We start from the raw sequence: 25,142 nt of genomic DNA, 5'->3' as shown, positions 1-25,142 counted from the left end.
AATCGCAGGCGAGATACTTGCCCCAGCAAGAATGTATATTATACTGCTAATGCCTCATTAACCCACTGTTCCAAAGTATTAACTACTTCCTCGATGGCTATTTCTTGAGTTTCATGGGTGGCGCGTTTCACTACTTCTACTTTGCCATTGTTAATAGCCCGACCTGTAACTATTCTGTAGGGTATACCAATTAAATCGGCATCTTTAAATTTTACTCCAGCGCGTTCATCGCGATCATCAAGTAATGTTTCTACACCTGCTTTGTTAAGTTCAGTGTACAGTTTTTGGGCGATTTCCACCTGTTGAGCGTCTTTAACGTTAGGGATTGTGACAATCGCATGATAAGGTGCGATCGCCACTGGCCAAATAATCCCATCTTTATCATAGGATTGTTCTACAGCCGATTGTGCTAGTCGTGATACACCCACACCATAGCAGCCCATAAATAGCGGGTTCTCTTCCCCTTGTTCGTTTGTATACATTGATCCCATAGCTTTGGAGTATTTAGTACCCAATTGGAAAATATGCCCTACTTCAATCCCTCTAGCGGTTTGGAGAATTTGACTAGGGTCATGAACAGCGCGATCGCCTGGTCTAGACTTGCGTATATCTACCACTAACCTAGGCAATTCAAATTGTTCTCCCCAATTAGCACCAACAACGTGATAACCTGATTCATTAGCACCTGTAACAAAGTTTTTCAAATCAACGGCTGTTTTATCAACTAACCGGACAAACTGAGAATGTAAATCTTTCCGAGCAGCAATATAGTCATCTGCAACATCAGGGGCAATATAACCTAAAGGTAAAGATTTAGCCGCCCATGTTTGCTGCATTTGGGCATTGGGTACATCCAAGCTAATAATAGCCTTAGCACCATAGTTAGAAGCCAGGTTACTCAATTCATTCTGCAACTTCACCTCATTAACTTCTTGGTCACCCCGGATACTCACCAAAAATAATACAGTCACACCATTGTCATAAACAGTTTGGTAAAGGACATTTTTCACAACTTGAGTAGGAGAACATTTGAGCAGTTGACATACTTCCTCAATAGTCTGTGTTCCTGGTGTTTCCCGTTTCTCATAGCTTGTAAACGGAGAGATTGCCGCATCCACAGCTAAAGAAACCGCCTTTTCCACATTAGCGGCATATTTACCATCTGGAGTGTAAAGAACTTCATCCTCTCCAGCTTCCGCCAACACCATAAATTCTGTAGAACCAGAACCGCCAATAGCCCCAGAGTCAGCTTCTACAGCCCGGAAGGCTAAACCAGAACGGCGGAGCATATTGCTATAGGCCTGATACATATCTTGGTAGGTTTCCTTGAGACTGACCTCATCCACATGGAAAGAATAGCCATCCTTCATAATAAATTCCCGACCCCGCATCAACCCAAACCGGGGGCGAATCTCATCGCGGAATTTAGTTTGAATTTGGTATAAATGTAAAGGTAATTGACGATAGGAGCGAATCATATCACGAGCAATAGTCGTGATCACTTCCTCATGAGTAGGCCCTAATCCCAACTGTTGTTCACGGCGGTCAACCAGGGAAAACATAATCCCCTCAGCCTTAGTGTAAGTATCCCAGCGTCCCGACTCCTGCCACAACTCAGCCGGTTGTAACTGGGGTAAGAGACATTCTTGTGCTCCAGTGGCGTTCATTTCTTCCCGGACAATTTGGGAAACCTTTTGTAATACCCGCCACATTAACGGTAAATACGTATAAATACCGCTACCGATACGACGAATATAACCCGCACGGAGTAATAGTTTATGGCTAGGAATCTCAGCATCAGCCGGATCATCCCTAAGTGTAACGAATAACATTTTTGATAGTCGCATCGTTATTTTCCTTTTGAAAAATTGCTAGTGTTGAAAATTAATTACACCTGAAGTTTGCCATAAACATATAGGATTTTGGCGGGAGATTAGGTAGTATATGAATCTTAAAACTCTTGTGGGGTGAGCATGGTGCCCGCTCTGGTATACCTGACATCGATGAAATGCGCTGTAATTAATCAGCCGCCTCATTAACTGGGAACCTATCAATTAATTGCATCGCCCGATAAGCATTACGCTGGAAATCTTTAGATAAATGGGGAACATGGGGGATCTGGGATAATAAATCTAAAGTCCGGCGTAAAATTCTCACGACATCGCCTTCATCCAAAGTAGTATTCTCAGAGAGTTCTGTCCACTGTTTCCCCATGGCCCACTGTTCTACTATGGCAATTAATTCAAATTCCAACCAGATGGGCAAAGCGACATTGTACCGCCTTTGCAGTTGAAATATTTTGCGGCGAATTCCCCGCAGTGTTGCCAAAGCTTCTACGACCTCGTTACTAAGTTCAAAGTGAACTCTACTATCTGGGCGGGGGGTTTCGATGACTAAAGCTGCAACGGCTGCGGCTAGATGGTGGGGATCTAAATTGTCCAATTGACCACTAGCGAACACCAAACCCAGCCATAATTCATTTTCTCCGCGAATGGCTGCGGCAATTTGTCCTAACTGTGTGGGGACTAAGTTATCTAAACACTCAAAGTATTCCAAGATAGAAATTAAATTAACAAATTCTTCCCAATGGTGTTGTGAGTGTTGCGCGACTTGTAATTGTAATTCTTCGAGTTCGGCTTCTAATTCCACATAACGAGCGCGGCGTTTAAAAATCTTGCTGACATTGCCAGATTTATGGATGGGATTAGCTTCTAATTCCTCTTGGACTGCGGTAACGCGACCCAGTTGTGCGGCTACTTCTGGGGACATATACAATGAGGCTTGTACTTGAGGAATACGTTGAGCGATGGCAAATGTTTCGTGATTACCGCGAAGTGATTTCCCCGGTTTTAACTGTAAGTCTGGGGGTGGTACGATCTGCTCTGGTACATCCACTCGTGGCAATTCAGCATACAAATCGATTACATCGGCAGTTGTGACTACATACCAGCGATTATCTTGCGCTAAACACACCAAGTAAGGAGCTTCTGAAGCAGCACTAGATGTTTTTCCCACTAAGACCGCTGTTATAGGTATAGACACATCTACGTCTTTCCCCTTGAGACTCAACAGAGTTCCCGACACTGCAAAGCTCAACATCATGACAAATTCTTCTTGGCGACTTTCTAGAGCTTGTTCTTGCAGGGTTGTCAATAACTGGCGTTCGACTTTCAAACGTTGTCGCAATTTCTGATAGACTGCTAGTTCATGTTCATTAACCGTGGCGATTTGTGCTTTGAGTTCGGCTAATTGGGTTTGTAGCGAGGCAATTTCCTCATACTCTGGTCTTAAATGCACCGTTGCCATGTACTGCCCAAAGCTGCGTTCTATCAGTTCCCTGGCTTGTTCGAGTGTGTGGATTTGCAGCAAGTTTAGTACCATGCCATAGCTAGGTGTAAACTGACTCACCAGGGGGTCTGGTTTAGATGTAGCTAAATACGCAGCTTCTTTTGAGCCTTCAAAGGGGGTTTGTACTGTAACTACATGACCTTGTAAATCCATGCCTCGGCGACCTGCCCGTCCTGCCATCTGGAGGAATTCAGAAGCGTTTAGTAGGCGATGTCCAGAATCGGTACGTTTGGAAAGGGTAGAAATTACTGTTGTCCGGGCTGGCATATTGATCCCAGCAGCCAAGGTTTCCGTAGCAAATACTACTTTAATTAGCCCCTGCTGAAATAGTTCCTCTACTAGTCCTTTCCACGCAGGTAAAATTCCGGCATGGTGAGCAGCAATACCTCTATACAAAGGGGCAATTTGTCCAGAACGCCCAGCATCAGGATTTCGGGTTAAAAAATCATCAATTTGTCGTCGTAATATTTGCGACTCATCATTATTGACTAGCCATAAATCACCAACTTCTGCCACAGCCTGATCACATCCGCGACGACTGAATATAAAGTAAATCGCCGGGAGCATATCCCTCTGCTGTAGCTGACTGAGGGTGTAAGCTATCCCTGGGGCTTCTGGTCTGCCAGTTCTGCCCCTGTCTTGTTGTTTTCTTTTGCCTCTATTGGCCAGACGGGGGTTAATTTTAGTTTTGCTTTCATTGAGTAGAGGAAACAGCCCCTTGGGATTGCAATAGTAAAATTCTAGGGGAACGGGACGAAAATCGGAATAAATTAGGTCTGTCGGACCGTGAACGCGATTTAACCAGTCAGTGAGTTGATCGCTGTTGGCAACAGTTGCGGAGAGGGCTACTAGCTGAATTTCGCGAGGACAGTAGATGATGGATTCTTCCCAAACTGTCCCCCGTTGGCGGTCATTCATGTAGTGACACTCATCTAGCACTACGGCCTCAACGTCTACTAGGGAAATGCCCACTTGCCCTATGGGTGTGCCATAGAGCATATTGCGGAAGATTTCTGTGGTCATGACCAGAATTGGTGCATCCCTGTTAATGGAATTATCTCCAGTTAACAAGCCCACCAACTCATAGCCAAATTCCTCGCGAAAATCACGTAATTTTTGATTGGACAGAGCTTTGAGGGGCGTTGTGTAAAATACACGCTTACCCCGGGATAAGGCTCTATAGATGGCATATTCCCCAACTAAGGTTTTGCCCGAACCTGTAGGGGCACATACGACTACGGAGCGTCCAGAATTTAGGGACGCGATCGCATCTTTTTGGAACTGATCCAGTGCAAAGGGAAATATTAACCCTAAGTCTAGTTCTGGAGATGGTGCGGGATAATTCACTCAATCAAATTTGCAACCGGACTTTTTTACTATATTAACGGGTATTTGCCCTTGGTCATGAGGCGATTTTTCCTCACTTCCCCAACTCTTGCGATCGCAGTGCCGACGCTTTGACTGCTTCAATTAAAGCCGAGCGAAATCCTGCCCTTTCCAGTTGGGCAATACCAGCAATAGTGGTTCCACCGGGACTGGTTACCCGGTCTTTGAGTTCTCCGGGGTGGATTTTGTGTTCTTGGAGGAGTTTTGCTGTGCCCAATACAGTCTGCACAGCCAGCTGATTAGCCAGACCCCTGGGTAAACCTGCGGCTACTCCTCCATCAGCCAATGATTCCACCATTAAAGCTACGTAAGCCGGACCGCTACCAGACAGTCCTGTGACTGCATCCATGAGCATTTCTGATACATCTACCACTTGCCCCACTGCCGAAAAAACTTGCTGTGCTTGTTTGTGATGCTTGCCATTGGTATATGCTCCTAAACACAAAGCTGTAATTCCCTCCCCCACTGTGGCGGGGGTGTTGGGCATGGCTCTAATTACTGGTAGTTCAGGGAATGCTGATTCTAGTTGGCTTAAAGACACTCCTGCCAAAATCGAAATTACCAGGGCCGAGATTTTTGTAGTCAGGACATCTGCTAATTCTTGAGCGATCGCACTGAACACCTGGGGCTTTACCGCTAATAATACTACTTCGCTAGCTTCCGTTAAAACAAGAGCATTATCTGTAGTTACATTTACATTATATGTTTGCCGTAAATAATTTTGGCGTGTCGGTTGGGGTTCACTGACTATCACTTCCGATGGTTGATAGATTCCCCGGTCAATCAAGCGGGATAATAGCGCTTCTCCCATTACTCCGCCACCAATTAAGCCCAATTTAATAGTCATTAAGTTATATAGTCAATCAGAGCAGATTTAAACCCTTCATTGATGGCATAATACCATCTTGGTTGAACCTGCTCCTACAATCATCAAAAATTTTAGTTGAACTAATGGAACTTCATTGCACCATTCTGTTAAGGTCTGTACCCCAGCTTTGACTGGAAGTATTTGAGGGACGTGAAGGACGAGGGGGCGCTTGTGGTACTTCATGCAGAACTGTCCCCGGGGTACTAACTTGCACACAACTGGGGGTAAACAAAAAGATACTTTCTCCAATGCGCTCTTGATGTCCGTCCAGGGCGTAGGTTCCCCCAGCTACGAAATCTACAGCTCGTTGTGCTTGATCAGGATCCATGATCGTCAAGTTTAAAACAACTGACTTACGCTCTCTGAGTGCTTTAATAGCTTCTGGCATTTCTTCAAATGTTCGAGGCTCAAGTACTAACACTTCTGAAATTCCGTTAATTGATCCTGGCATGTTAATCACATTCCCCATGGTAGGCTTCGATCCTGAGGCTATATCATTACCCATTGTAGTCATGGGTTCCTGCCAGCGTCGATTTTGAGCACTAGCCGGTGCTGGTGGTGCTTGGGGATTTTCCTCTTGATACAGGTTCTGGTAGCTACCAGGATCTGTTTCCGGTTCCTCTTCGTAATATTCGTATTCCACCTGCTCATTGAGACCTACAAAGTCTCGAAGTTTAGTAAAAATGTTATTCATTTTTATGCTCCTGATAAAAGTTACCCTTATTGATTTGGCCAGTAATTAATGTAGCCATATTAGCTCAGTACACAGCTAAGATTGAATAATTTTCTTGCCGTTTATAGCTTTTATTACAAATAGGGTTGGTCAATTGAAATTTGAGGGAACGCCTGTAGATTAACTTACACAAAATAACGCGTCAAGATTACAGCGTAATTATTGTTCCGGGTAAAAATTTTCTTTCCCGGATTTTTTTGCTACTCATCTTGACTGAAATTTATTTTTTGTATGCTCATACATAACCAGGGATGAACATATCTGTGTATTTTATCCCTAGTAATATTAATACCAGAAGCAAAAAATTAATGGTTCATACCCTAACTTCTCTCACCAAATAAGATAGTACCTAATCTTACCATAGTTGCCCCAGCCTGTACTGCCAGTTGGTAGTCCCCCGACATACCCATGGAAACTTCCCGCATTTTTAGGTGCGACCAGTTTTGCTGCTCGATTTCTTTAGCTAATTTATATGTACTGTTAAATACATTCATTGTTTCCGCTTCATTCAATCCTAAAGGGGGAATTGTCATTAAACCCTGAATTGGTAAATCCTCACATTTGTTCAGAGCCGGTAAGTCGGCTAGTAGTTGGGGAACGCTCCAACCTGACTTATTAGGGTCAGGGAGGATTTTCACTTGTAGGCAAACCTGAGGACTGACTCCTAACTGTGCTGCCAATTGATTTAAACGCTCTGCCAGTTTTAAACTATCCACTGAGTGAATCCAGTCAAATAATTCCATGGCTTTTTTAGCTTTATTGCTTTGCAAACTGCCAATAAAGTGCCATGTAATATCCGATAAGTCTTGTAACTGGGCTTGTTTACTGGCTGCTTCTTGGATGCGGTTCTCGGCAAAATTACGAATTCCGGCATGATAAGCAGCGCGAATTGCTTCAGGGGGAAATGTCTTACTCACAGCCACCAATCGTACTGAAGCAGGTAGTGAACCACAAATGTTAGTAATACGTTCGCTCATGGAACTGGTCATTGGAATGTGCGCTGGAAAACACTCTGAAGTTGATCGTACTCCTGGGATGGACCACTGCGACGCAGAGTACGCAAGCGATTTTCCAACAACATTCGGGCTTCAGTACGTCCTATGGACTGAAATTTGAGACCTTTAATATCGTTGGACACCACAAAAAATAAACGTTGGGCATAAAGTGTAGTGAATAGATCCTGGTTGTCATCGACCATACAGATCCGATAAAGCAAACCCCAAGTTGGATGATTGATGTAGGTTTCTAAGTTTTCTGGATTCATTTAACAGTCAAGTTGGGAGTATATATCTCTTCGTAGTTCAGTACAAATGTTCACAAGATAATACACCCCTTTTGCCAGCATCTTTAGTGAGCTTATAAGAAAATTAGTGATTCTGGCCTTTGAATGGCAGTTATCAAAACCTGCGTCCTGTGTGTAATTGGCAGATGAGGTTGGTAACAGGAAAGTAGAAATGCACAACAAACCACTAAGGTAATTACTTTAGTCTCTTTCCATATTGCCATAATTATTCGCCTGTGGCACAAAATAGCTCAGAGGATCAGCAACTAAGCCATATTTCCTATAACTAGCCTAGCAACCCAAAATAGGGTAAGCATGGCGATCGCCAGCCAATCTCTAGCCCTCAGACGTAATTCATGCCATTTGACTTGATGCTCACTAGGACTGGTGAACCCCCGCACCATCATAGCGTTAGCCATTTGTTCGGCTCGTAGCAGGAGATTTTTTAACAGTCTCTGTGCTACTATCATCCAGACCTGAGCTGCCCTTTTCCAGCCCAGTTTTTTCCAATTAATTGCCCTAGTCATGACAGAGCGAATTAAATTTTGCACCTCTTCGAGAACTAGGGGAATAAATCGCAAGGACAAAGTTAAGGTGAGAGTAATTTCAGTTACCGGCACTTTCAACCTTCCCAAGGGCTGCATCAAACTTTCTATAGCAGTGGTGATTTCTTCGGGTGCGGTTGTCAGCAGATACAGGTTACTGCTATAAATCACAGTAAATATAATCGTACTGACTCTAATAGCCAAATCAATTGAGCGACGAGTTACCTTAACCGGCCATTGATGAAATAGAATGTAGCTGTACTTTTTGTTTTCCTGTGTTGGTACTGAAACAATCTCGGCGTTATTACTGGTATTTGCCGGCCGAATTAATATCTGTTCGCTAGCGGGTAAACGCGGCTGATGGCTTACACCCAGGCCATCGGGACTAATACTAATAATCGCAAATACAAACACAGACAATGTTAACAGCCATACCATTTGCTGTTTCCAGACTCGCTGGGGTATTCTGGCCATTACAGTCAAAATAATTAACAGTGCAACTAGTAGTATTCGCCACTCGTTATTAGCAAAGGTGTAGCTAGTGAGAAAACTCATCAACCAAGCAATTTTCACCCGTGCATCGAGTTTGTGTAGCCAAGTTTGCGGCTGTTCTAGGTACAGTCCAAGGGGTAGCGATCGCAATAAGTCCATTTATCAGTGTTAAGTAGTAGAGAGTCAGGCTTGATATTGACTATTTTGGCCTGACATAGGCGAAATATAACCCTGAGAAGATGTTGAACTTATTTGACACGAGTTGCTCTGTTGACGCTACCTAGTTCCATCTCTCGGACTTTTTTACTGCGCCAAATTAACCGGATAGGTGTACCTTTAAATCCTAATTGTTGGCGGAATTGCCGTTCAATGTAGCGGCGGTAATTGTCATTAAAGCGTTTAGCTTCGTTGACGAATAGGGCGATAGTTGGTGGTTGCACCGCCACTTGAGTACCATAATAGATTTTACCTTGACGACCGCCACGTGTAGCTGGGGGTGAATGCCAACTTACAGCATCTGTGAGGACTTCGTTAATTACAGAGGTAGTTACACGGCGTTTGTGTGACTCAGCAGCTTCATTCACCAAGTCTAAAATCTTATTTACCCGTTGTCCTGTGGAAGCACTAACAAAAATGGTTTCTGCCCATTCTGTAAAATGTAACCGGGCTTCCAGACTCTTTTCGTAGTCGTAAATGGTGTATGAATCTTTTTCGATGGCATCCCATTTGTTCACGACAATTATACAAGCTCGACCCTCGTCGATAATCCGCCCGGCTAATTTTTGGTCTTGGTCTGTGACTCCATCTAAAGCATCAACCACTAATAAAACCACATCGGCGCGGCGAATGGCCTTAAAAGCACGGTTAATACTAAAGAACTCTGTACCGTATTCTATTTGTTTTTTTCTGCGAATGCCTGCGGTGTCAATCAAGCGATAAATTTGCCCATTTCGTTCAACCACGGTATCAATAGCATCGCGGGTTGTCCCGGAAATAGGGCTAACAATTGATCTTTCTTCTCCCACAAAAGCATTTAATAAACTGGATTTACCCACATTGGGTCGGCCGATTATCGCCACCTTAATCTCGTTAGTTTCTTCTACTTCCGTGACCATGGGGATGTGAGTAATTAACTCATCGAGTAGTTCCCCAGTACCACTACCATGAATTGCCGAGATAGGAAAAGGTTCCCCCAAGCCTAAAGACCAAAATTCAGATGCTTGAATTGCGCCTTGTTCTGGGGATTCACATTTGTTCACAGCCAGTAACGCCGGTACTGGTTGCTGACGTAACCATGTAGCAATTTCTTGATCTGAACCTGTCAGGCCAGTTTGACCGTCTACAACAAAAATTGCTGCACTGGCTTGTGAGAGAGCGGTGAGTGCCTGTTGGCGAATTAGGGGCAGAAATTCCGTATCATCGTTAAATACTAAGCCCCCTGTATCTACAACGATAAAATCCCGATCGCGCCAGTAAGATGGCATATAAGTGCGATCTCGTGTTACACCCGGTTCATCGTGGACAATCGCCGTTTGCTCCCCGGCGAGACGATTAACCAGGGTAGACTTGCCCACATTCGGGCGACCGATAATAGCAACAATTGGCAGTCCCATAAAACCAGGGTGAGTGAGAGTAATAGGGTATTATATCATTTATTTATTGTAACCATTTTAAGTCCCGATGTAATTTATTGAGGCTAATGTAGTGTTTTGACTCAGAACTACCGAATAATAACCTTATAATCTTACCATAAACAGGAACTTAGTATTCTCTATGAGTCGTTCAGCCCCTTATCAGCCTTTGTTGTTGCGAGTTCTCCATGGTATTAATGGAATTTTAGTCATTACTTCCATCATTACTGGCTTCTTAGTTTACAACACATTCGATGGCAGATTTGGCAAAGTCCTGATTCCCAGAATTGATCCAATTCAAGATATTCATGGAACTGTAGCTTTATTCTTTTTACTGTTATTACCAGCTTTTGTACTTTATAGCTTTCATGCGGGAGAAAGACGCCTATTACAACCAGACTCCATACAAAAATTGACACAGGTTGGTAAACCCATTTGGTGGCTAAGTTTACAACGCATTATCAATACTCTGATGTTGCTGTTCTCGGTTTTGGCGGTAATATCTGGCAGAATGATGAAAGAGGAATGGCTACCTACAAGAGAACTTGATCACTTATGGTATTATTGCCATCTGATAGCTTGGGTAATTATGGTTTGTTGTTTAGCGATTCATATTTTGATGTCTGCTAAAGTAGGTGGTGCGCCATTGTTACTATCAATGTGGTCATGGAAATTCCGCCCAGTAGATAGTCCAAAAAACTGGTATAGTCGTTTGCGTATTTGGTTGAGTAATTTTTACATTAATAATTTAAGTAACCAAATTAACCAGTTAATCCAGAGTAATTTTTCCCTGAGAATTATTGAGGGTGTTGTGTTGCTTGGAATTATAGCGGCATTTGTGTTGCCACTGTTTTTCTCTGGTGGATAATAAATATTATCGAAAAAATATTTACTATTGAGCAGATTCGCCAAAGAATCCTCTGACTAAAGCCAGAGGAAGGAAAATAACTATGTCTAAAATTTGACAATTTTACTTTTGATTGAGAGCAACTCTTAACTGACTCAGTAGATGATGAACTGCAGTGAAACTTGGGTTTTTCGCCAATGCTTGCAGAACTACGGGGCTACTTTCCTGTACAATTTGATTATATGCAGTCAGAGCATCATTAAACTTATTAATATCCACATTTTTGTCTGGTCCTGTCAGTTCACTTAAAGCATTTACCAGTGATGTTACTGGTGATGGTGACACTTCTAAACTCACTATAGAAGATTTGACCTGATCTACATTATCTCCACCCTGCAAGATATATTCAATGGAATCAGAGGGCGTATTTTTAGCCAGACTTGTACTGAGTAGATGATCGAGAACTGCATTTAAATCATTCTGAACTTCCGGGGAGACCCTCAAAACTCCCGCCGAAAAATTACCATCATTAACAACTTGAACATTAACCCCGGATGCCGGTACAATGTCACCCATTGAGGAAGCAGAATCTATACCAGTTCCCGGTACAATCTCCTTATCTCCAATTAAAGAGGCAGAGTCTGGAGAACTACCCGGTACAATCTCCTTACCAGCATAGGCTCTATGAGGCGCAGCCGCCAGATAAGTAAAACAAGCCAATGCTACCGCCAAATTTAGCAAGAATGTTTGTTTCTTCATGATTTTTATGGTTGATGAAATTGCTTAAAACTTGAAACTGTACCCTGCACTCAGCGCAAAACCTAAGCCAGTATCAAAATTACGACTAATGTCTGTCAGAAGAGCATTGATAACTATAGGTCTATTTCTGAAAGGAGCAATAGACGTACCTATATTCAGACGATTTCCCGTCCAGCTACTGACTAGGGATGCTTCAGGTATGACTCTTAAACCTAGACTCCCGAAAATATTAGCATTATTTCCCCCTGCGGCTCTTGCGCCTAGAGAACGAAAACCGCCGTTACCAAAACCCACAGAAATAGTCAAAGGTAATTGATGATGTGGGTTGTCTGGTTGCAGTAGAAACGCCCTAGTAACGACTCCATAAATAGTGTCTTTATTATCGGAAGATTCTCCCCATTTGAGAGCATTTGACCAACCCACGGCTACAGATGTACGGTCACGTAAGTATTTGTGGAGTTTTAACCCCATATAGCCGCTAGTCCCCACATCAAACTCTCCACCTTTAAAGTAAGTACCTCCAGAACTGGCAAAGTTAACATTAACTTCCAACCCTACAGATTTCAATGGATCTCCTAACCCAAAACCAGCGGAGTAAGAGCCATCTCGAAAGCCATCGGAATCTTCCTCTAAAGGGAAAAGTAAACCAACACCAACATAGACTTGACTACCACTTGCACCATAACCAGAAGGAGTACCAGCTGTTGAACCAGGGAAAGCCCTTCGCGGTTCAGTTTTGATGATGCTTTCTTGGGTGTTGATGATGGGATCAATTAATAGTTCTTGGCGTAATGTATCACTATTGCTAGGGATATCCTCCTCATGTGATGAAAGTTCTACATCTGTGCTCAATTCCGGTTGTTTTTGCGACAGTAAATTAACTAAATTAGTTGGCTGTGGGATTTCTTCTGGTGATTCTCCATCAATATTATTGTGGTTGGATGTCAATAAAATTTGACTTGTGTTGATTTTGGTGTTTAGTACATTCTGAGATGAAAAACCCAGATTAGCAACAGAATAATTCCTGATTGTTTCAAGTTCAATGTTCACAGCTAAATTCTCATTACTACTTGTGTGTAATTTAACAGAATTATTAGTTTTTATTGATGTTAATAATCTTTCGCTGAGGGTGATATATGACTTATTGTTAGCTGGGTATATTGATGATTTATCGCTATTTTCACCAGAATCAACCTGATTTATTTGATTTGGTAAAATCATATTCTTCTGTGCATTATCCGCAGCAGATACAGACTTTATGGTAATAGCGGTCAAAATCAGAAGACAACTTAGTAAGACTGTCCCTAAGTTAGAAAAAACATAGTCAAGTCTAATAAATTTACAGATGTCATTACTATTGCTGGTTTTTTGTATCTTATACATCACAATATTGGTGAGATATTTACAGCATATTGCTTTGTTTGTGATCACAAAGAAATGATGAACCAGCCCTGAGCGTTAGCGGCGCGTTTAGTAGATAAGCTACAGGTTCATAGATTTAGACAGACTAACACAGATAAATTTGTAATTTATATAGATGAAAAATGTTAGATTAATCTTTATTTTTTGTTCAAAGTAAATTTATATAACCCTTGTCATCTGTATTCAGATTTATATTTTTTGAATTACTGATAATTTCTGTAGCGGGGGTTACCTAATTTCATAATTTGAAGTTACCAAGGATCCACACCATCCAGTTATCAAACTGCTGGGTATACAAAATAAATGCTTAATAAAAGTAAGATGATCTGCTTGATCAAGAACGCAAGCTCAAAACCCTTGAATATACAGCTTATTTTATATGTTTGAGGTATAATCTTAGGGGGGAAAATGGTGACAGTTATACTGCTTATGTGTGTATTTTATCTGGATGAATTGTTTTCATGCACTAGGCGCAAGGGTAAGATTTTTGTGGGGTTTTGAAACTCCCTACGCCTAACACAGGGTCTAGTATTAGTGAGGTTTTTTGCTTTTGAGCACGAAAGAAGTAATACCCTATTCAACGCCTTAGTAGGAAAAGCTTTCTGGGGGGAACTGTAAGGGGAAAAAATAGAAGACTAACGCAAAGAGCGAAATATAACCCTTCCTGGGGTTTCTTCTTGATTAATGCTCGCATATACCCGCAGACAAGTTAACACTTCCCCTGGAACACCGCCACAGTTGAGTTGGAGGTCATCTTTAGAGAAAGAACAGACATCGGCATAAAGTCCAGATAACTGCCGAATCCGCACATCATAACCCATATTCACCGCCGTTTGAGCCATTTTTTTTAAAATCCGTCGTGATTCTTGCTGTAAATTACCCCACCAGGAATAACGCTCGACGGGTGGGACAAATACTAAGGAGTGTATGGCCTCATCTATATCTATCCAGGCACGCAGACTTAACAACTCATCAGAATTTGACTCGGCTTGTTGCAAACGCTGCCAGCGATCGCTTAAAGTATTTATATATTGAGTGCGTTGTTCTGGCTGGGAGTGCAAGGGCATAATATCAAAGGTAAACACAGTCTTTAAAGCATGATGTAAGTCTGGGTCTATTTCAGTAAATCTCAGGAACAGCTGCACAAAGCCAGCGATACAGTATAAATTACCATATTGGTCAGTTGGGTTAACTCCCGTATTTAATAAGGCTTTCTCAGACAAAGATAACCCCGGCGCTGTTACACTCCCCTTCAGTCCGGGATAAATTATTTGATCACGGCTAAAAGGAAGTTCAGCAACGTGTAAATTATCTGGTAGTGCGCCTACTTGTTCAGCTAAATCTAAGGCGCGCGATCGCCAAGCTGTGGCGATATTTTCCGGAACTCGCAGCAGTTGGCGGTGAATTTCGTTCCATAGGTCAGCATCGGTTTGGCTTTGTAGTTCAGCAGTACCTAAATATAACTTTAGTTCGGCATCAGCATTAAAAACCGACCGCAGATGAGTCAATTTTAACTCAGTTGGGAGCAATATCATGGCGATCGCATCTTCTGGGGTAGAATCTGGCGGTGGTTGCAATAAGGCGGAGATTTCCCGTAATAACTCCTCACATATTTGAGTACCGGGGTCGAGGGGAAATTCTGAGATAGCTTGAGTTAAAGTCGCCTCTAGTCCACGTAAACTACATTTAAGTAATTTAGCCAACTCTGACCCTTGTATTGCTAATAACTGGCGTAATTGCTGCATGAGTATTAATACTAAAACTGATGATAGCGTTTCAAACCCCACCCCAACCCTCTGGTTATCAAGCAGAGGGAGCAAGAGGTGAAATATTATCAAACTCAGATGCTCCCGTCAAAGTACCTACTCAACCGATGAAGTTTAATGTACACCACAAAAAGGGTCGCGTTCCTTATCCACTTCGTTAGGTTGTAGTTCTAATTCGGCCTGATAAACACATCCTGGCTGTTTAAGACATTCTTGACTAGTGGAGGTCCAATAGGGAACCTCCCCGGCGTGTATTCTCAGAAAACCTTTGTTATCTAGAGTAACGTAATATTTACAAGGGTAATTGGTGGCGACATCCGGTTTACTTAATGCACCGATGCGGATCCATTTTTTGGTGTTAGAGGTGCTATCTGTTTGATAAATATAAAATGTGTGCTGACGGCTTTGGGGAAAGGGAGGTAAAGGGTGACTGACTAAACCGGGTTGTGACTGCTGTTCCCCATGATGGACATAGTGAAATTCTCGCAAAAATTGACTATTATCTTTTCCTGCTTCAAAAACTAAATGATAGGCGTTGGGCTGGTCAACAGTTGCTGACTCAATCACATTGACTGCAATATCACCATCATTTAAGTTGTGCTTGGGACTTTCTAAGGCAATATTCCACTTTAACTTACCATCAGCAAATAGGGCTGCTGTTTCGGAAGCTGCTAATAGTGCAGCACCTACATCAATACCAGGAAGGTCAATTAAATAATGGGGGTTCCCTTGACAAAGTAAAACCCTAAATTCTAGAGTTTGGTCAATTTCAAATTGAACTTTGATTTTTTTGAGAAACTCAGTTTCTGACATTCCTAGTTTTTGCATCAGGTTTTTACCGTCAAAGCTCCCCCACAGTCGTAAGTCTCCCACCTCGTAGTCTTGGCGGTAAATAATATTAATTAATTGTGTCCCTTGCCATTCTGTGCGTACTTTGGCGGCTGTTTCTGTGGGACTGATTTGATAAAGTTCCTGTCCAGCTTTGAATATGGTTAAAAGTTCGTTGCTTTGGGTTTTGCGTTTGAAGTTACAAGGTAGATAATAAAAGAGATTTTTCACGTCTATTTCTAACTGATTTGCTCCCTTGCGTAACAATTCCTTAGACTCTTCGGGGTCAAATCTCAGTCGGCGGAGTTTCTCAGCGTAGCAAGCACCGGCGGAGGTAGCGAGTTTTGTAAATTCCAAGACAAAGGTAATTCTTTCTGGGTTCCAGACGAAGTAAGGGGATTTACTAAATTCTTCGTAGATGTAGCGCTGTACTAATTCCAGGTTGCAAGTTTTACCAGATAAAATCAACCAGTCAACTTTATGAGTATTCCAAGCATCTATATTTTGCCCATGGAAACCCAGGCGACTTTCCATGAGTCCTTTAGCGATACCAATTCCCTCCTTAATAGTGGAAGCGGCTGCGCGTTCAAATTGTTCGCTGTCGATGATAACGCCAATATTATCAGGGGTTCTGACTTGAAATTTAATTCCACTTTGAGTGAGAAGTTCACAAATGTGAGTTTCGGAAATAGTGAAAGTTAAAAGATGATGCTCTGATTTTTGCCCCAGTTTGAGTTTAGCTGATTCAGCATGCTCCCAGAGAGTATAAAAGGTTTGTAGGCGTTGGGGTACTTGTTGCCATCTGGTGGGTAATACTTTCTCGGCAGTATCTAGGGCATCTTTATAAGCAGCATCACCATCAGGGTTTTCTTTATCTATGCATTTTAATAAACTGCTACTTTGAAATTTTCCTTCTTCAATAAAACGTTCATTTAATTCTGTGTTAATTAAATCTTCTAGCTTTTCGCTTTCGATGTCCCCTGTAGTTATTGCTGTTAACAAAAAGTCAGCGATCGCTACTTTTAATAATCTAAACATTCGCAGGGTAATTAATTCACCGCCTAACTGTAAATGACCTGATGAGCCTAACAGTTTGGGAGTAAGTTTATAGTAACGTCCTCCTAATCCTCTATCTTCATGGTCTGCAAAGGTTGGGGTATTATCTTCTAAAGTCAATTCAATCAAAGCTAAGTCTGTGGTTCCCCCGCCGATATCCAAAACGAGGACATTTTGCGACCATTTGTTTTCGACTTGACGACAACGGGTTTTAAATGATTCAATGCCAATATTGAGATTACCACCAAATTCTCGCCATAAAAAGAAGATTGCGACTGAAACAGCCTCATCATAGGCGGTTTGGACATCATCAATACCCAACTGTTCCACTAATTCTTTAACTTCCTTACGCACTAATGGGGGGGCGACAGTAGGGTAAGTTACAACAGCTGTAACGAAATCTCCATCAGAAAACTTGCGCCTAGCGCGTTGGCGGTAATCTTCGGTTAAATCGATTAAATGGGCCCAAGCTGCTTGGATAAGTTGGTTAACATGAATTATTTCTTGCTGAGTGTTTAAAATCACTGGAAAAGTGCGATCTTGTCCAAAGTAGCGCTTGGGTGAGTGGTGAAATCTGCTGATAATTTCTTTTAAAGAGACGCTGCTACCTTGGGCGATGGCTTTTTTTCTGTTATCCCTGGCTTCTCTACCCATGCGTAGTTGTAAATCTGTCAAGGTAAAGATTTCCAATTCGCTGGGTATTTCTGTATCACGGCGATTAATATCTAAGACGACGGGGATTAAGTTTTGGGATTCTAAAGTAGGTACACGAAAAACTTCATGGTATATTTGGTAAAGTTTTTTGCTAGCGGCCCGCCGGAATTTCTCGCTGTTACCTAGACATAACTCTATTTGGCGAATTGCTTCTAAGAATCGCTCTTTTTGGTCAGTTTCAAAAACTGATGCTAGATTATAGGGTTCCATTTCTAGGTTTTTGCTCACATCAGCAATAAATTTCTCCCAGTCATGGGGGTTGACATCGGGTAAAGCTACCGATGGGGGGGAGCTCAACCACTCGGCCATGCGATGGCGTAACCTGATTTCTTGTTCCCTGGGTAAAATTTCGGCGATGGGAACCTCAATGGGATCAAAGAGTGTGACTGTAGAGTTGGATGTACCAAAATCCAATGCTAACCATCCGGGAAATCTTTTTTGTGGTTGGTTTTCAATATAGGGACTGGTTTCCGTGGGGATGGTGACGGCTTCGGCCTCAATGATTTCTTCATCATGCATTAATGGTGACCAAAGATAACATGAAGCTTCAGTTTCCCGGGGTTCAGAAAGTACGGGATCTCCTAAAGCATCAGAATCGAAATACTCAACAGTTACCGCCAAAGTACAGTTAATTGGTTCTCGTAAAGGGCGATTTAACTTACAAGGATATTGCTCTAATTGCCCGATTTGGGAAATTTTGGGAGTTACAGAATCAAATGGTTTATATGCTTTTTTAATTTGGAATGCTAATTCCTCCGGCGTACCGGTGACAATGCAATTAATTCTAGCAATGTGAGGGACATTATCCCCTGCTGCTAGCAGTTGGATGGTGGGTAGTTCCAAATATTCTTTTTCTTTAATATGCACTTGAAAATTAGGTGCGAGCCGAATCTCTACAGGCATTTATTTCTCCTGAAATTAATAATAAATTGCCAATTAAAATCTAGTATCTGTGGTTAAACTTACCGAAAATGTGCCGTAATGCCTAGAAATCTGGAAAATACTAAACACTTGATCCCTAGAGAATCAAGGATTTTTTGTAACTAGAAAATTATCCTCTTGATAAGAGATTGTGGCCACCTGTGCGAGAATCTGCAACCAATGGGGAATATTAACTTTAGCTGGAGAACTACCCGCCGCAATATATCTGAGTAAAGCCTCTTTTTTAGAAATATTTTGCAGACTGGGAATAATTTGATCTAAAATACCTTCTAGTTCAGCATTTATCTTTTGATTGATTTGGCTAACATATTGCACCAAATGGAGGCTAGCAGTAGCAATGATTTCATCTCGTAGTCGCAATACCAAAAGTTGGTGATTACCTGTTCTGGGTAAGTCTGGACTTTTTTCAGGAGACCAGTCAAAGATTTGACCAATATTGTGTTTTTCATCTCTACGGGCTAAGGGGAACATAACTTCGGGTGAAATTGATTGTTCTTTGCTATTAATTTCGGCGATAATTGCTTCTAGCCATTGATTAGGATCGCATCCTAACAGCAACTTGTAAAAAATATCAGCTTCTTCTATACCAAACTCGGTTTCAATATCTTGTTCGATTTCTGGATTTAGATTAGTCTGTAGATAATCTCGTTGTGGGGCTATCTGCTGGGATAATTTATTTAATAAGTCGGCTAATGCTTGATGAATGCGCTCTCGGGCAAATTCTTCTAATTCCTTGACAGTTTTCACAAAAGCTGCATAAAAATCTTCACTCTTTGTAGGTAGGCTGCTATTAACTCTATTACCTCGGTTAAATAGTTTACCCGCTGCCCCTTTAAATTCCGCAATGGTGATATTACCATTGTTGGCTTTGTTGAATAGTAATGTCCACTCGTTCCAGTTGACTATTTTAAATGTGAGTTCGTCTTTGACTACATCACTGACGATATTTCCCCACCGGTCTTTGAGTGGTTCTTTACCTAAATCTTTCTGAAAGTTGCGATAGGTTTTATCTAAACTTTCAATAGCAGATCGCAACTCAATGAGGTTGTGAGTATCGGATGTGGGAATACCTTGCTCGTGGATTTCGGTAATAATATTATTGAGGTATTCTTGTTGTAGCATTAAATTATCAGCAGCCCTATGCGTATCTTCATACAGTTGTTTTACTCCGTGATTGGCTACATGATTTTGAATTAATTCGCGCAGTTTGGCAATACCACCATCTTGGGCGAAGTAACTCAGTTGTCTACCTAAATGGCTCCGGGGATCAGATTCTAGCAGACGTGTGCTTAATAGTTGCCATTTTTGCTGCGATCGCCTAGACCGTTCCAGATAATCAGGATAATCTAAGTTAGCTAAAAATTCCGGTGAACCTGCTTTAACTTGACTAGAACGTTTTGCCAACTCAGCCAATCCTAGTAGTGGGGATAATAAAACCATCCGTTCTTGTTCAATGATGAATGCACTAGCAGCATCAATGGTTGTTTGCAGAACTTTCAATTTACTTAAAACATCGTCTTCTTTTACAGGTTCAGTATTTGCGATGAATTGGTCAAGTTCTCTTTCATGACCTTGACTATCTAAAGGTAACTGATCAAAACGACCCACCCCCACCAAAATTAAATCTTTAAGGTCTTGTCCTGGGCGTTGCTGCTGCATCATAGTAAAGATTTTATTGGCGCGATCGCTACCAGGGGTTTTCCCATTTAAAAGGATTAAAATTGTCTGTACTTCTGCTAGTTCCCGCAGTGATAAAAAGGTATCCCTAGCTCCGGAATTAGCAGCACCTAACCCAGGGAAGTCTAAGAGAATAAATTGGGAAGCACCGCTAAAATCCCAGATTTCCCGTGATATTTTCACTTCAATGTTGACACGGTGGATGAGTGAGAAGCTGTTATGTAATAATTTAGTCGTAAGGTTCTGGGGTGGGCTGGGTAATCGAATATGAGATGAAGGTAAGTCCTCAAACCGAAGAGTTTGGATAGCTAATGGCTGTTCAGGTAGCTGTAGTCCTTCACGGGCGATGTTAGCATCAATTTGATAGTGGATACCACACATTGCTTGGCCATATGCTTGATAAGTGCGAAGGAATAATACCAACTCTCGTAATAAATAACGTAATTCTAAATTTTTACTACTGTTCCATACTTCTTCGCACCAGTTAATAATATCTTTGCCAGTCTTTAATGTTGACAGGGGTATAGGTGGTAGTGCTGCAGCTGCACTCCTGCGACTTGCTTCGTGCAACATGAATTGCAGACACTCATTCACCCCTTGATGAGAAAGATACTCTACCGTATAATTATTAGCCTGAGTAGTGACAAAGCCTGATTGCGGTACAATATGGATGGCTGTGACATTACCTGTAGTTGGGTTCTCACTAATTGGCAAAGCGTCAGCATATCCAATCAAGCTACCTAAAAGCAAAGTTTTACCGCTGCTGAATTCTCCCATGACTCCAATTCTAACTGGAGATGTGGCAAGTTCTACAGTTTTTTGTGCAGCTTCTCGGAGGCGCACAAGACAATCATCTAGCCTAGTGGGTATCCAATCTTCTTGTTTAGAAGGGTATTGGGGTACTGAGTCTAGTTTTTCCAAGATAAATTGTCCGTATGCTTTAAAACAATTTAATTGTTCCATTTCCATAGAAATTCTTTCCATGTCGCATCAATTTCTGTGAGCTTTATAACATAAAACAATCTAAATGGCAGATATTGATAAAACTTGTTATCATCATATTTTTCCTGACTACCAGATTATTTAATACTGTGCATGGATTAATTCTACTGAGTTAAACAATTCTTAACCGGATGCTTATTTAAAAAGTTAAAAATCAAAAAAATATCAACAGAATAAATATTATTGAGGGAATATAGCATTTTCCATGCTCGTGAGGTACAAAGTTGTTTAGTTTCAGGGAACAGGGAACAGGGAATAGGCAATTGATGTGTACTTCATTAGCCTGAAAAAGGCTTTATTCACAACTATGAAATTACTGACTTCTATGAACGAATATCTATCGCAGGTGTTCCATGAGATTTGCGCCCATGATGTTTATCTCCCATCGGCTGTCTTATATTACACAATATGAGTTCTAGTAAGAATTAAACAAGTCCTTCGGGGTGATGTCTGGGTAAGGATGAGCCAAAAGTTACGGTTATTGTAGTGGGGGGGGGAGTGTCTACGCGGCCACATTGACAGTATATTTCATCCTCTTGTGGGGTATGCCAATAGGGGACCGGATACTCGCGTCACAAGAATTTTACCATTTATACATTTATATATTACCTTTTTACTTACAATTTGCTGTATCATATTCAGATGTATGCTTGAATAAGTTAGAGGGTGCTATATATATTTCTTCTGTCGGCAGTTAATAAATTGATAGTTGAACGGGTATAAAAGGATGATGCATGAAGATTATAACGCAGTTGATGCGGTAAATGAACTATTGAGGAAAATTAGAATTAAAGAAAGTCAATTAAGAGTTGCTAAAACATCTAATCTGCTGTATACATCTGAAGTATTACAAAATCAAATATTAGAGTTACAGCAAGAATTATCCGATTCAGAGAACCCGGAAATTGCAGCATTAATGAGTTTATTGGATAATTAAATGTTAGAAGAATGAATTCCAATAATATGCTAGAACAAAAACTGAGGCGCTGGCATGATGTGATTGCTAACCATCCCCATGAGCCTCAAGCCTATGTACAGAGGGGTATGGTTCATTTTCAGCTAGGAAATATTAATGCTTCTATTGCTGATTTTGACATAGCAGAAAAACTTGAGCCACGGTTAAAACCATATTTGTGGCAAAGGGGACTAGCATATTATTATGCTGGTAGATTTGTAGAAGGCGCTAAACAGTTTGAGACAGATTTAACTGTGAATTTTCAAGATGTGGAAGAAACGGTTTGGCGCTATCTTTGTATTGCTGAAGCTGATGGTGTCACCGCGGCGCGTGAGTGTTTATTAGAAGTAAAAAATGACCCGCGATTGGTGATGCAGCGGGTATATGATTTGTATGCGGGGCGCTGTTCTCCGGATGTTTTAATTCAATTGGGTAAAAACGCAGATAAGCGTACTAAATTTTACAGTTATCTCTATGTGGGATTATATTTTGAGGCGGAAAAGCAACTCGAGTTAGCACAGGAATATATTAATCAAGCGGTTGGTAACAAGATTGATGATTATATGTGGTATCTGGCTTGTGTACATCAGAAGTTGCGATAAACACAGGATGACGTGAGTGATGGCAACTAGAGTGAGGTGAATTGTTGCTCTTGACTGGACTTGTAAGGATATTTATATTACTCTATACAAAAATTGATTTATTGGTGGCGATCGCATTAGCAATTGTTATGCAAGTTATAAAAGTTTATAGCGATCGCTAGCCCTGCAAAAGAATGTATAATTCTTGCAGCCATATCAGAATCCCATATGAATAATCAAAGCAAATCAGTTGCAGGCACTGGTTAATGAATGGCATCTTAATATTAAAATTAACGAACGGTGTGATGACTATGACACTTGACAAAGATGATTAAAATCTTGCATCTTGCGGATATCCACATGGGGAGCGGTTTCTCCCATGGGCGCATGAATCCAGACACAGGACTAAATACACGGTTAGAGGATTTTGTCAAGACTTTATCCCGATGTATTGACCGGGCGCTACAAGATCCGGTAGATATAGTCTTATTTGGTGGTGATGCTTTCCCGGATGCTACCCCAGCGCCATATGTACAAGAAGCCTTTGCAAGTCAGTTTCGCCGCCTGGTTGATGCAGATATTCCTACAGTGCTGTTGGTGGGGAACCATGACCAACATTCTCAAGGAACGGGAGGCGCAAGTTTAAATATTTATCGCACTTTAGGGGTGCGGGGGTTTGTGGTGGGTGATACTTTAACTACTCACTGTATTAATACCCGTAGTGGTAAGGTGCAGGTGATTACTTTACCTTGGCTGACTCGTTCTACGTTGATGACCCGTCAGGAAACTCAAAATGCTTCTTTGGCTGAGGTAAACGAAATGTTAACACAACGTCTACAAGTGGTTTTGGAGGGAGAAATTCGCCGTCTTGACCCTGATGTTCCTACTGTGCTTTTGGCTCATTTGATGGCTGATAATGCTACTTTGGGCGCTGAACGTCTTTTAGCGGTGGGGAAGGGTTTTACTTTACCCCTATCTTTACTGACGCGACCTTGTTTTGATTATGTGGCTCTAGGACATGTTCACTGTCACCAGAATTTGAATAAATCAAATAACCCACCGGTGATTTATCCGGGAAGTATTGAACGGGTGGATTTTAGTGAGGAAAAAGAAGATAAGGGCTATGTAATTATAGAGTTGGAGCGGGGACGGGCTAATTGGGAATTTTATCCTTTACCGGTGCGGACTTTCCGCACTATTGAGGTGGATATATCACAAGCAGATTATCCTCAAGCTGCTTTAATGAAGGCGATCGCTAAATATAATATTGAAGATGCTGTGGTGCGGTTAATTTATCAAATCCGCTCGGAACAGATGGATGTCATTGATACTGCGGCTATCCATGGAGCTTTGAGTTTAGCCCACAATTATACAATTAAAGCAGAATTAGTTAGCCAATTGGCGCGTCCGAGAATTCCAGAATTAACCGCTAGTAGCAGTATTGACCCCAGGTCAGCCTTGCAAACTTACTTAAATAATCGTGAAGATTTAAAGGATATTGCTGCATCTATGTTGGAAGCAGCAGAAAATTTACTCGCTGATGATGTGGTTGTCTTTTAATGCTGGGGCGATCGCTGTGTGCTTTAATGATGAGAAAAGGGTGCGATTCGTTCTTCCTAAATGAGCATTTATGCTCAGGGACGGAAGGTAAGACTGGGTAAAACCAGACTCTTATAACTGTGTGTTCATGTGGGTGAGAATCCCACCCCCTAGGTGCAAGGGTGACAGCATCTTCCTTACGGTAGCGACTAGCCATCAATCCGTAAAGCACCGAAGAAAAGGCGCTCCTACTGGTAGCCTAACCTGGTACACGCCGAGCAAAAGTACCCATGAGTAGTCAACGAAGATGTGCTTGAAGCGTCGTTACATCTAACCAGCCAAATCAGGCTGACAGGCTGGAACCAAAAGGTAAAGGATAAGGAAACGGCTAATTCTTTTTAGACCGTTATGCACTTCCGATAAACCCGGCGTATAGCATCACTCTAAAGGTACACAGTATGAACACACGGAACGAAGTAACCCCTTGTTAGCTCTTTTAGAAGGTCGAGTCTAGAAGTAGGTGCTAACCGGATGCTGCAAGTGGGGAAGATTGAGTCAGAAGCGAACGCTTAGGGTAATGCCTAAGATATGCTGACAGACTCACGGTGATATGGATGATAAAGTCTCAAGTAGGAATTATGTCTAAAACGAGTGTAAAGACTACGGTAGAATGGAACACGATTAACTGGAAACAGTTAGAACGTCGCGTTTACAAAATCCAAAAACGAATTTATCAAGCCTCAGCCCGTGGTGATGTCAAGGTTGTTCG

General features: G+C 41.7%; 18 protein-coding genes. 5 read left to right on the top strand and 13 right to left on the bottom strand.

Translation table 11 applies throughout. The annotated features are described in order from the left end of the window. Positions 1-38 precede the first annotated feature (38 nt). From PN447_RS08315 to der, 8 genes are all read right to left on the bottom strand, one after another. The gene (locus tag PN447_RS08315) at positions 39-1,847 is read right to left on the bottom strand and encodes a proline--tRNA ligase (protein WP_271762278.1); all 1,809 of its coding nucleotides are present in this window, start codon (positions 1,845-1,847) and stop codon (positions 39-41) included. A gap of 172 nt (positions 1,848-2,019) precedes the next feature. Next, positions 2,020-4,695 carry a DEAD/DEAH box helicase gene (locus tag PN447_RS08310; RefSeq protein ID WP_271762276.1) on the bottom strand — a complete coding sequence of 892 codons (2,676 nt, stop codon included), beginning with the start codon at positions 4,693-4,695 and terminating at the stop codon, positions 2,020-2,022. A gap of 73 nt (positions 4,696-4,768) precedes the next feature. After that, a complete protein-coding gene (gene proC, locus PN447_RS08305) occupies positions 4,769-5,581 on the bottom strand; it encodes a pyrroline-5-carboxylate reductase (RefSeq protein WP_271762274.1) in 813 nt (270 codons plus the stop codon). A gap of 112 nt (positions 5,582-5,693) precedes the next feature. Further along, on the bottom strand, positions 5,694-6,296 hold the full coding sequence (locus tag PN447_RS08300; protein WP_271762272.1) for a cell division protein SepF: 603 nt from the start codon (positions 6,294-6,296) through the stop codon (positions 5,694-5,696). A 359-nt stretch (positions 6,297-6,655) separates the two neighbouring features. Next, positions 6,656-7,324 (bottom strand): YggS family pyridoxal phosphate-dependent enzyme, encoded by a 669-nt coding sequence (locus tag PN447_RS08295; RefSeq protein WP_271762271.1) that lies wholly within the window; start codon positions 7,322-7,324, stop codon positions 6,656-6,658. Beyond that, entirely contained in the window at positions 7,321-7,599 is a 279-nt protein-coding gene (gene pipX, locus PN447_RS08290; protein ID WP_271731134.1) for a transcriptional coactivator PipX, read from the bottom strand. The genes PN447_RS08295 and pipX overlap by 4 nt, the downstream gene beginning before the upstream one ends. 284 nt (positions 7,600-7,883) lie before the next feature. Beyond that, positions 7,884-8,813 (bottom strand): energy-coupling factor transporter transmembrane component T family protein, encoded by a 930-nt coding sequence (locus tag PN447_RS08285; RefSeq protein ID WP_271762270.1) that lies wholly within the window; start codon positions 8,811-8,813, stop codon positions 7,884-7,886. Between the two features lie 89 nt (positions 8,814-8,902). Then, entirely contained in the window at positions 8,903-10,267 is a 1,365-nt protein-coding gene (gene der, locus PN447_RS08280) for a ribosome biogenesis GTPase Der (RefSeq protein ID WP_271731136.1), read from the bottom strand. Between the two features lie 160 nt (positions 10,268-10,427). Here der and PN447_RS08275 point away from each other — a divergent pair, with 160 nt between their 5' ends. Continuing rightward, on the top strand, positions 10,428-11,153 hold the full coding sequence (locus PN447_RS08275; RefSeq protein ID WP_271762268.1) for a cytochrome b/b6 domain-containing protein: 726 nt from the start codon (positions 10,428-10,430) through the stop codon (positions 11,151-11,153). A 102-nt stretch (positions 11,154-11,255) separates the two neighbouring features. On the opposite strand, the gene PN447_RS08270 is transcribed toward PN447_RS08275, so the two are convergent. The 5 genes from PN447_RS08270 to PN447_RS08250 all read right to left on the bottom strand — a co-directional run bounded on the left by PN447_RS08270 (position 11,256) and on the right by PN447_RS08250 (position 21,265). After that, a complete protein-coding gene (locus tag PN447_RS08270) occupies positions 11,256-11,891 on the bottom strand; it encodes a hypothetical protein (RefSeq protein WP_271762267.1) in 636 nt (211 codons plus the stop codon). 24 nt (positions 11,892-11,915) lie between these two features. Further along, positions 11,916-12,941: a hypothetical protein gene (locus PN447_RS08265; RefSeq protein WP_271762266.1), complete on the bottom strand. Its 1,026-nt coding sequence runs from the start codon at positions 12,939-12,941 to the stop codon at positions 11,916-11,918. Between the two features lie 1,007 nt (positions 12,942-13,948). Next, complete coding sequence (locus PN447_RS08260; RefSeq protein WP_271762384.1) at positions 13,949-15,058, bottom strand: hypothetical protein; 1,110 nt, start codon at positions 15,056-15,058, stop codon at positions 13,949-13,951. A 135-nt stretch (positions 15,059-15,193) separates the two neighbouring features. Then, positions 15,194-18,580: a molecular chaperone gene (locus PN447_RS08255; RefSeq protein ID WP_271762265.1), complete on the bottom strand. Its 3,387-nt coding sequence runs from the start codon at positions 18,578-18,580 to the stop codon at positions 15,194-15,196. Between the two features lie 123 nt (positions 18,581-18,703). Further along, a complete protein-coding gene (locus PN447_RS08250) occupies positions 18,704-21,265 on the bottom strand; it encodes a proteasome protein (protein ID WP_271762383.1) in 2,562 nt (853 codons plus the stop codon). A gap of 760 nt (positions 21,266-22,025) precedes the next feature. Between PN447_RS08250 and PN447_RS08245 the strand changes: the two genes are divergently transcribed. The 4 genes from PN447_RS08245 to PN447_RS08230 all read left to right on the top strand — a co-directional run. Beyond that, entirely contained in the window at positions 22,026-22,235 is a 210-nt protein-coding gene (locus tag PN447_RS08245; protein ID WP_271762264.1) for a hypothetical protein, read from the top strand. 11 nt (positions 22,236-22,246) lie between these two features. After that, positions 22,247-22,855, top strand: coding sequence for a tetratricopeptide repeat protein (locus PN447_RS08240; protein ID WP_271762262.1), 609 nt, complete (start codon positions 22,247-22,249; stop codon positions 22,853-22,855). A 306-nt stretch (positions 22,856-23,161) separates the two neighbouring features. Further along, positions 23,162-24,394, top strand: a complete 1,233-nt coding sequence (locus PN447_RS08235; protein ID WP_271762261.1) for an exonuclease SbcCD subunit D — start codon at positions 23,162-23,164, stop codon at positions 24,392-24,394. A 593-nt stretch (positions 24,395-24,987) separates the two neighbouring features. Beyond that, the coding region (locus PN447_RS08230; RefSeq protein WP_334311091.1) for a reverse transcriptase N-terminal domain-containing protein at positions 24,988-25,142 on the top strand (155 nt) is incomplete at its 3' end.

It is taken from the genome of Anabaena sp. CS-542/02, assembly GCF_028331085.1.
GTDB classification, from domain to species: Bacteria; Cyanobacteriota; Cyanobacteriia; order Cyanobacteriales; family Nostocaceae; genus Anabaenopsis; species Anabaenopsis arnoldii.
The sequence above is the reverse complement of the archived record's forward strand: the minus strand, read 5'-3'. Positions and strand labels throughout refer to the sequence as shown.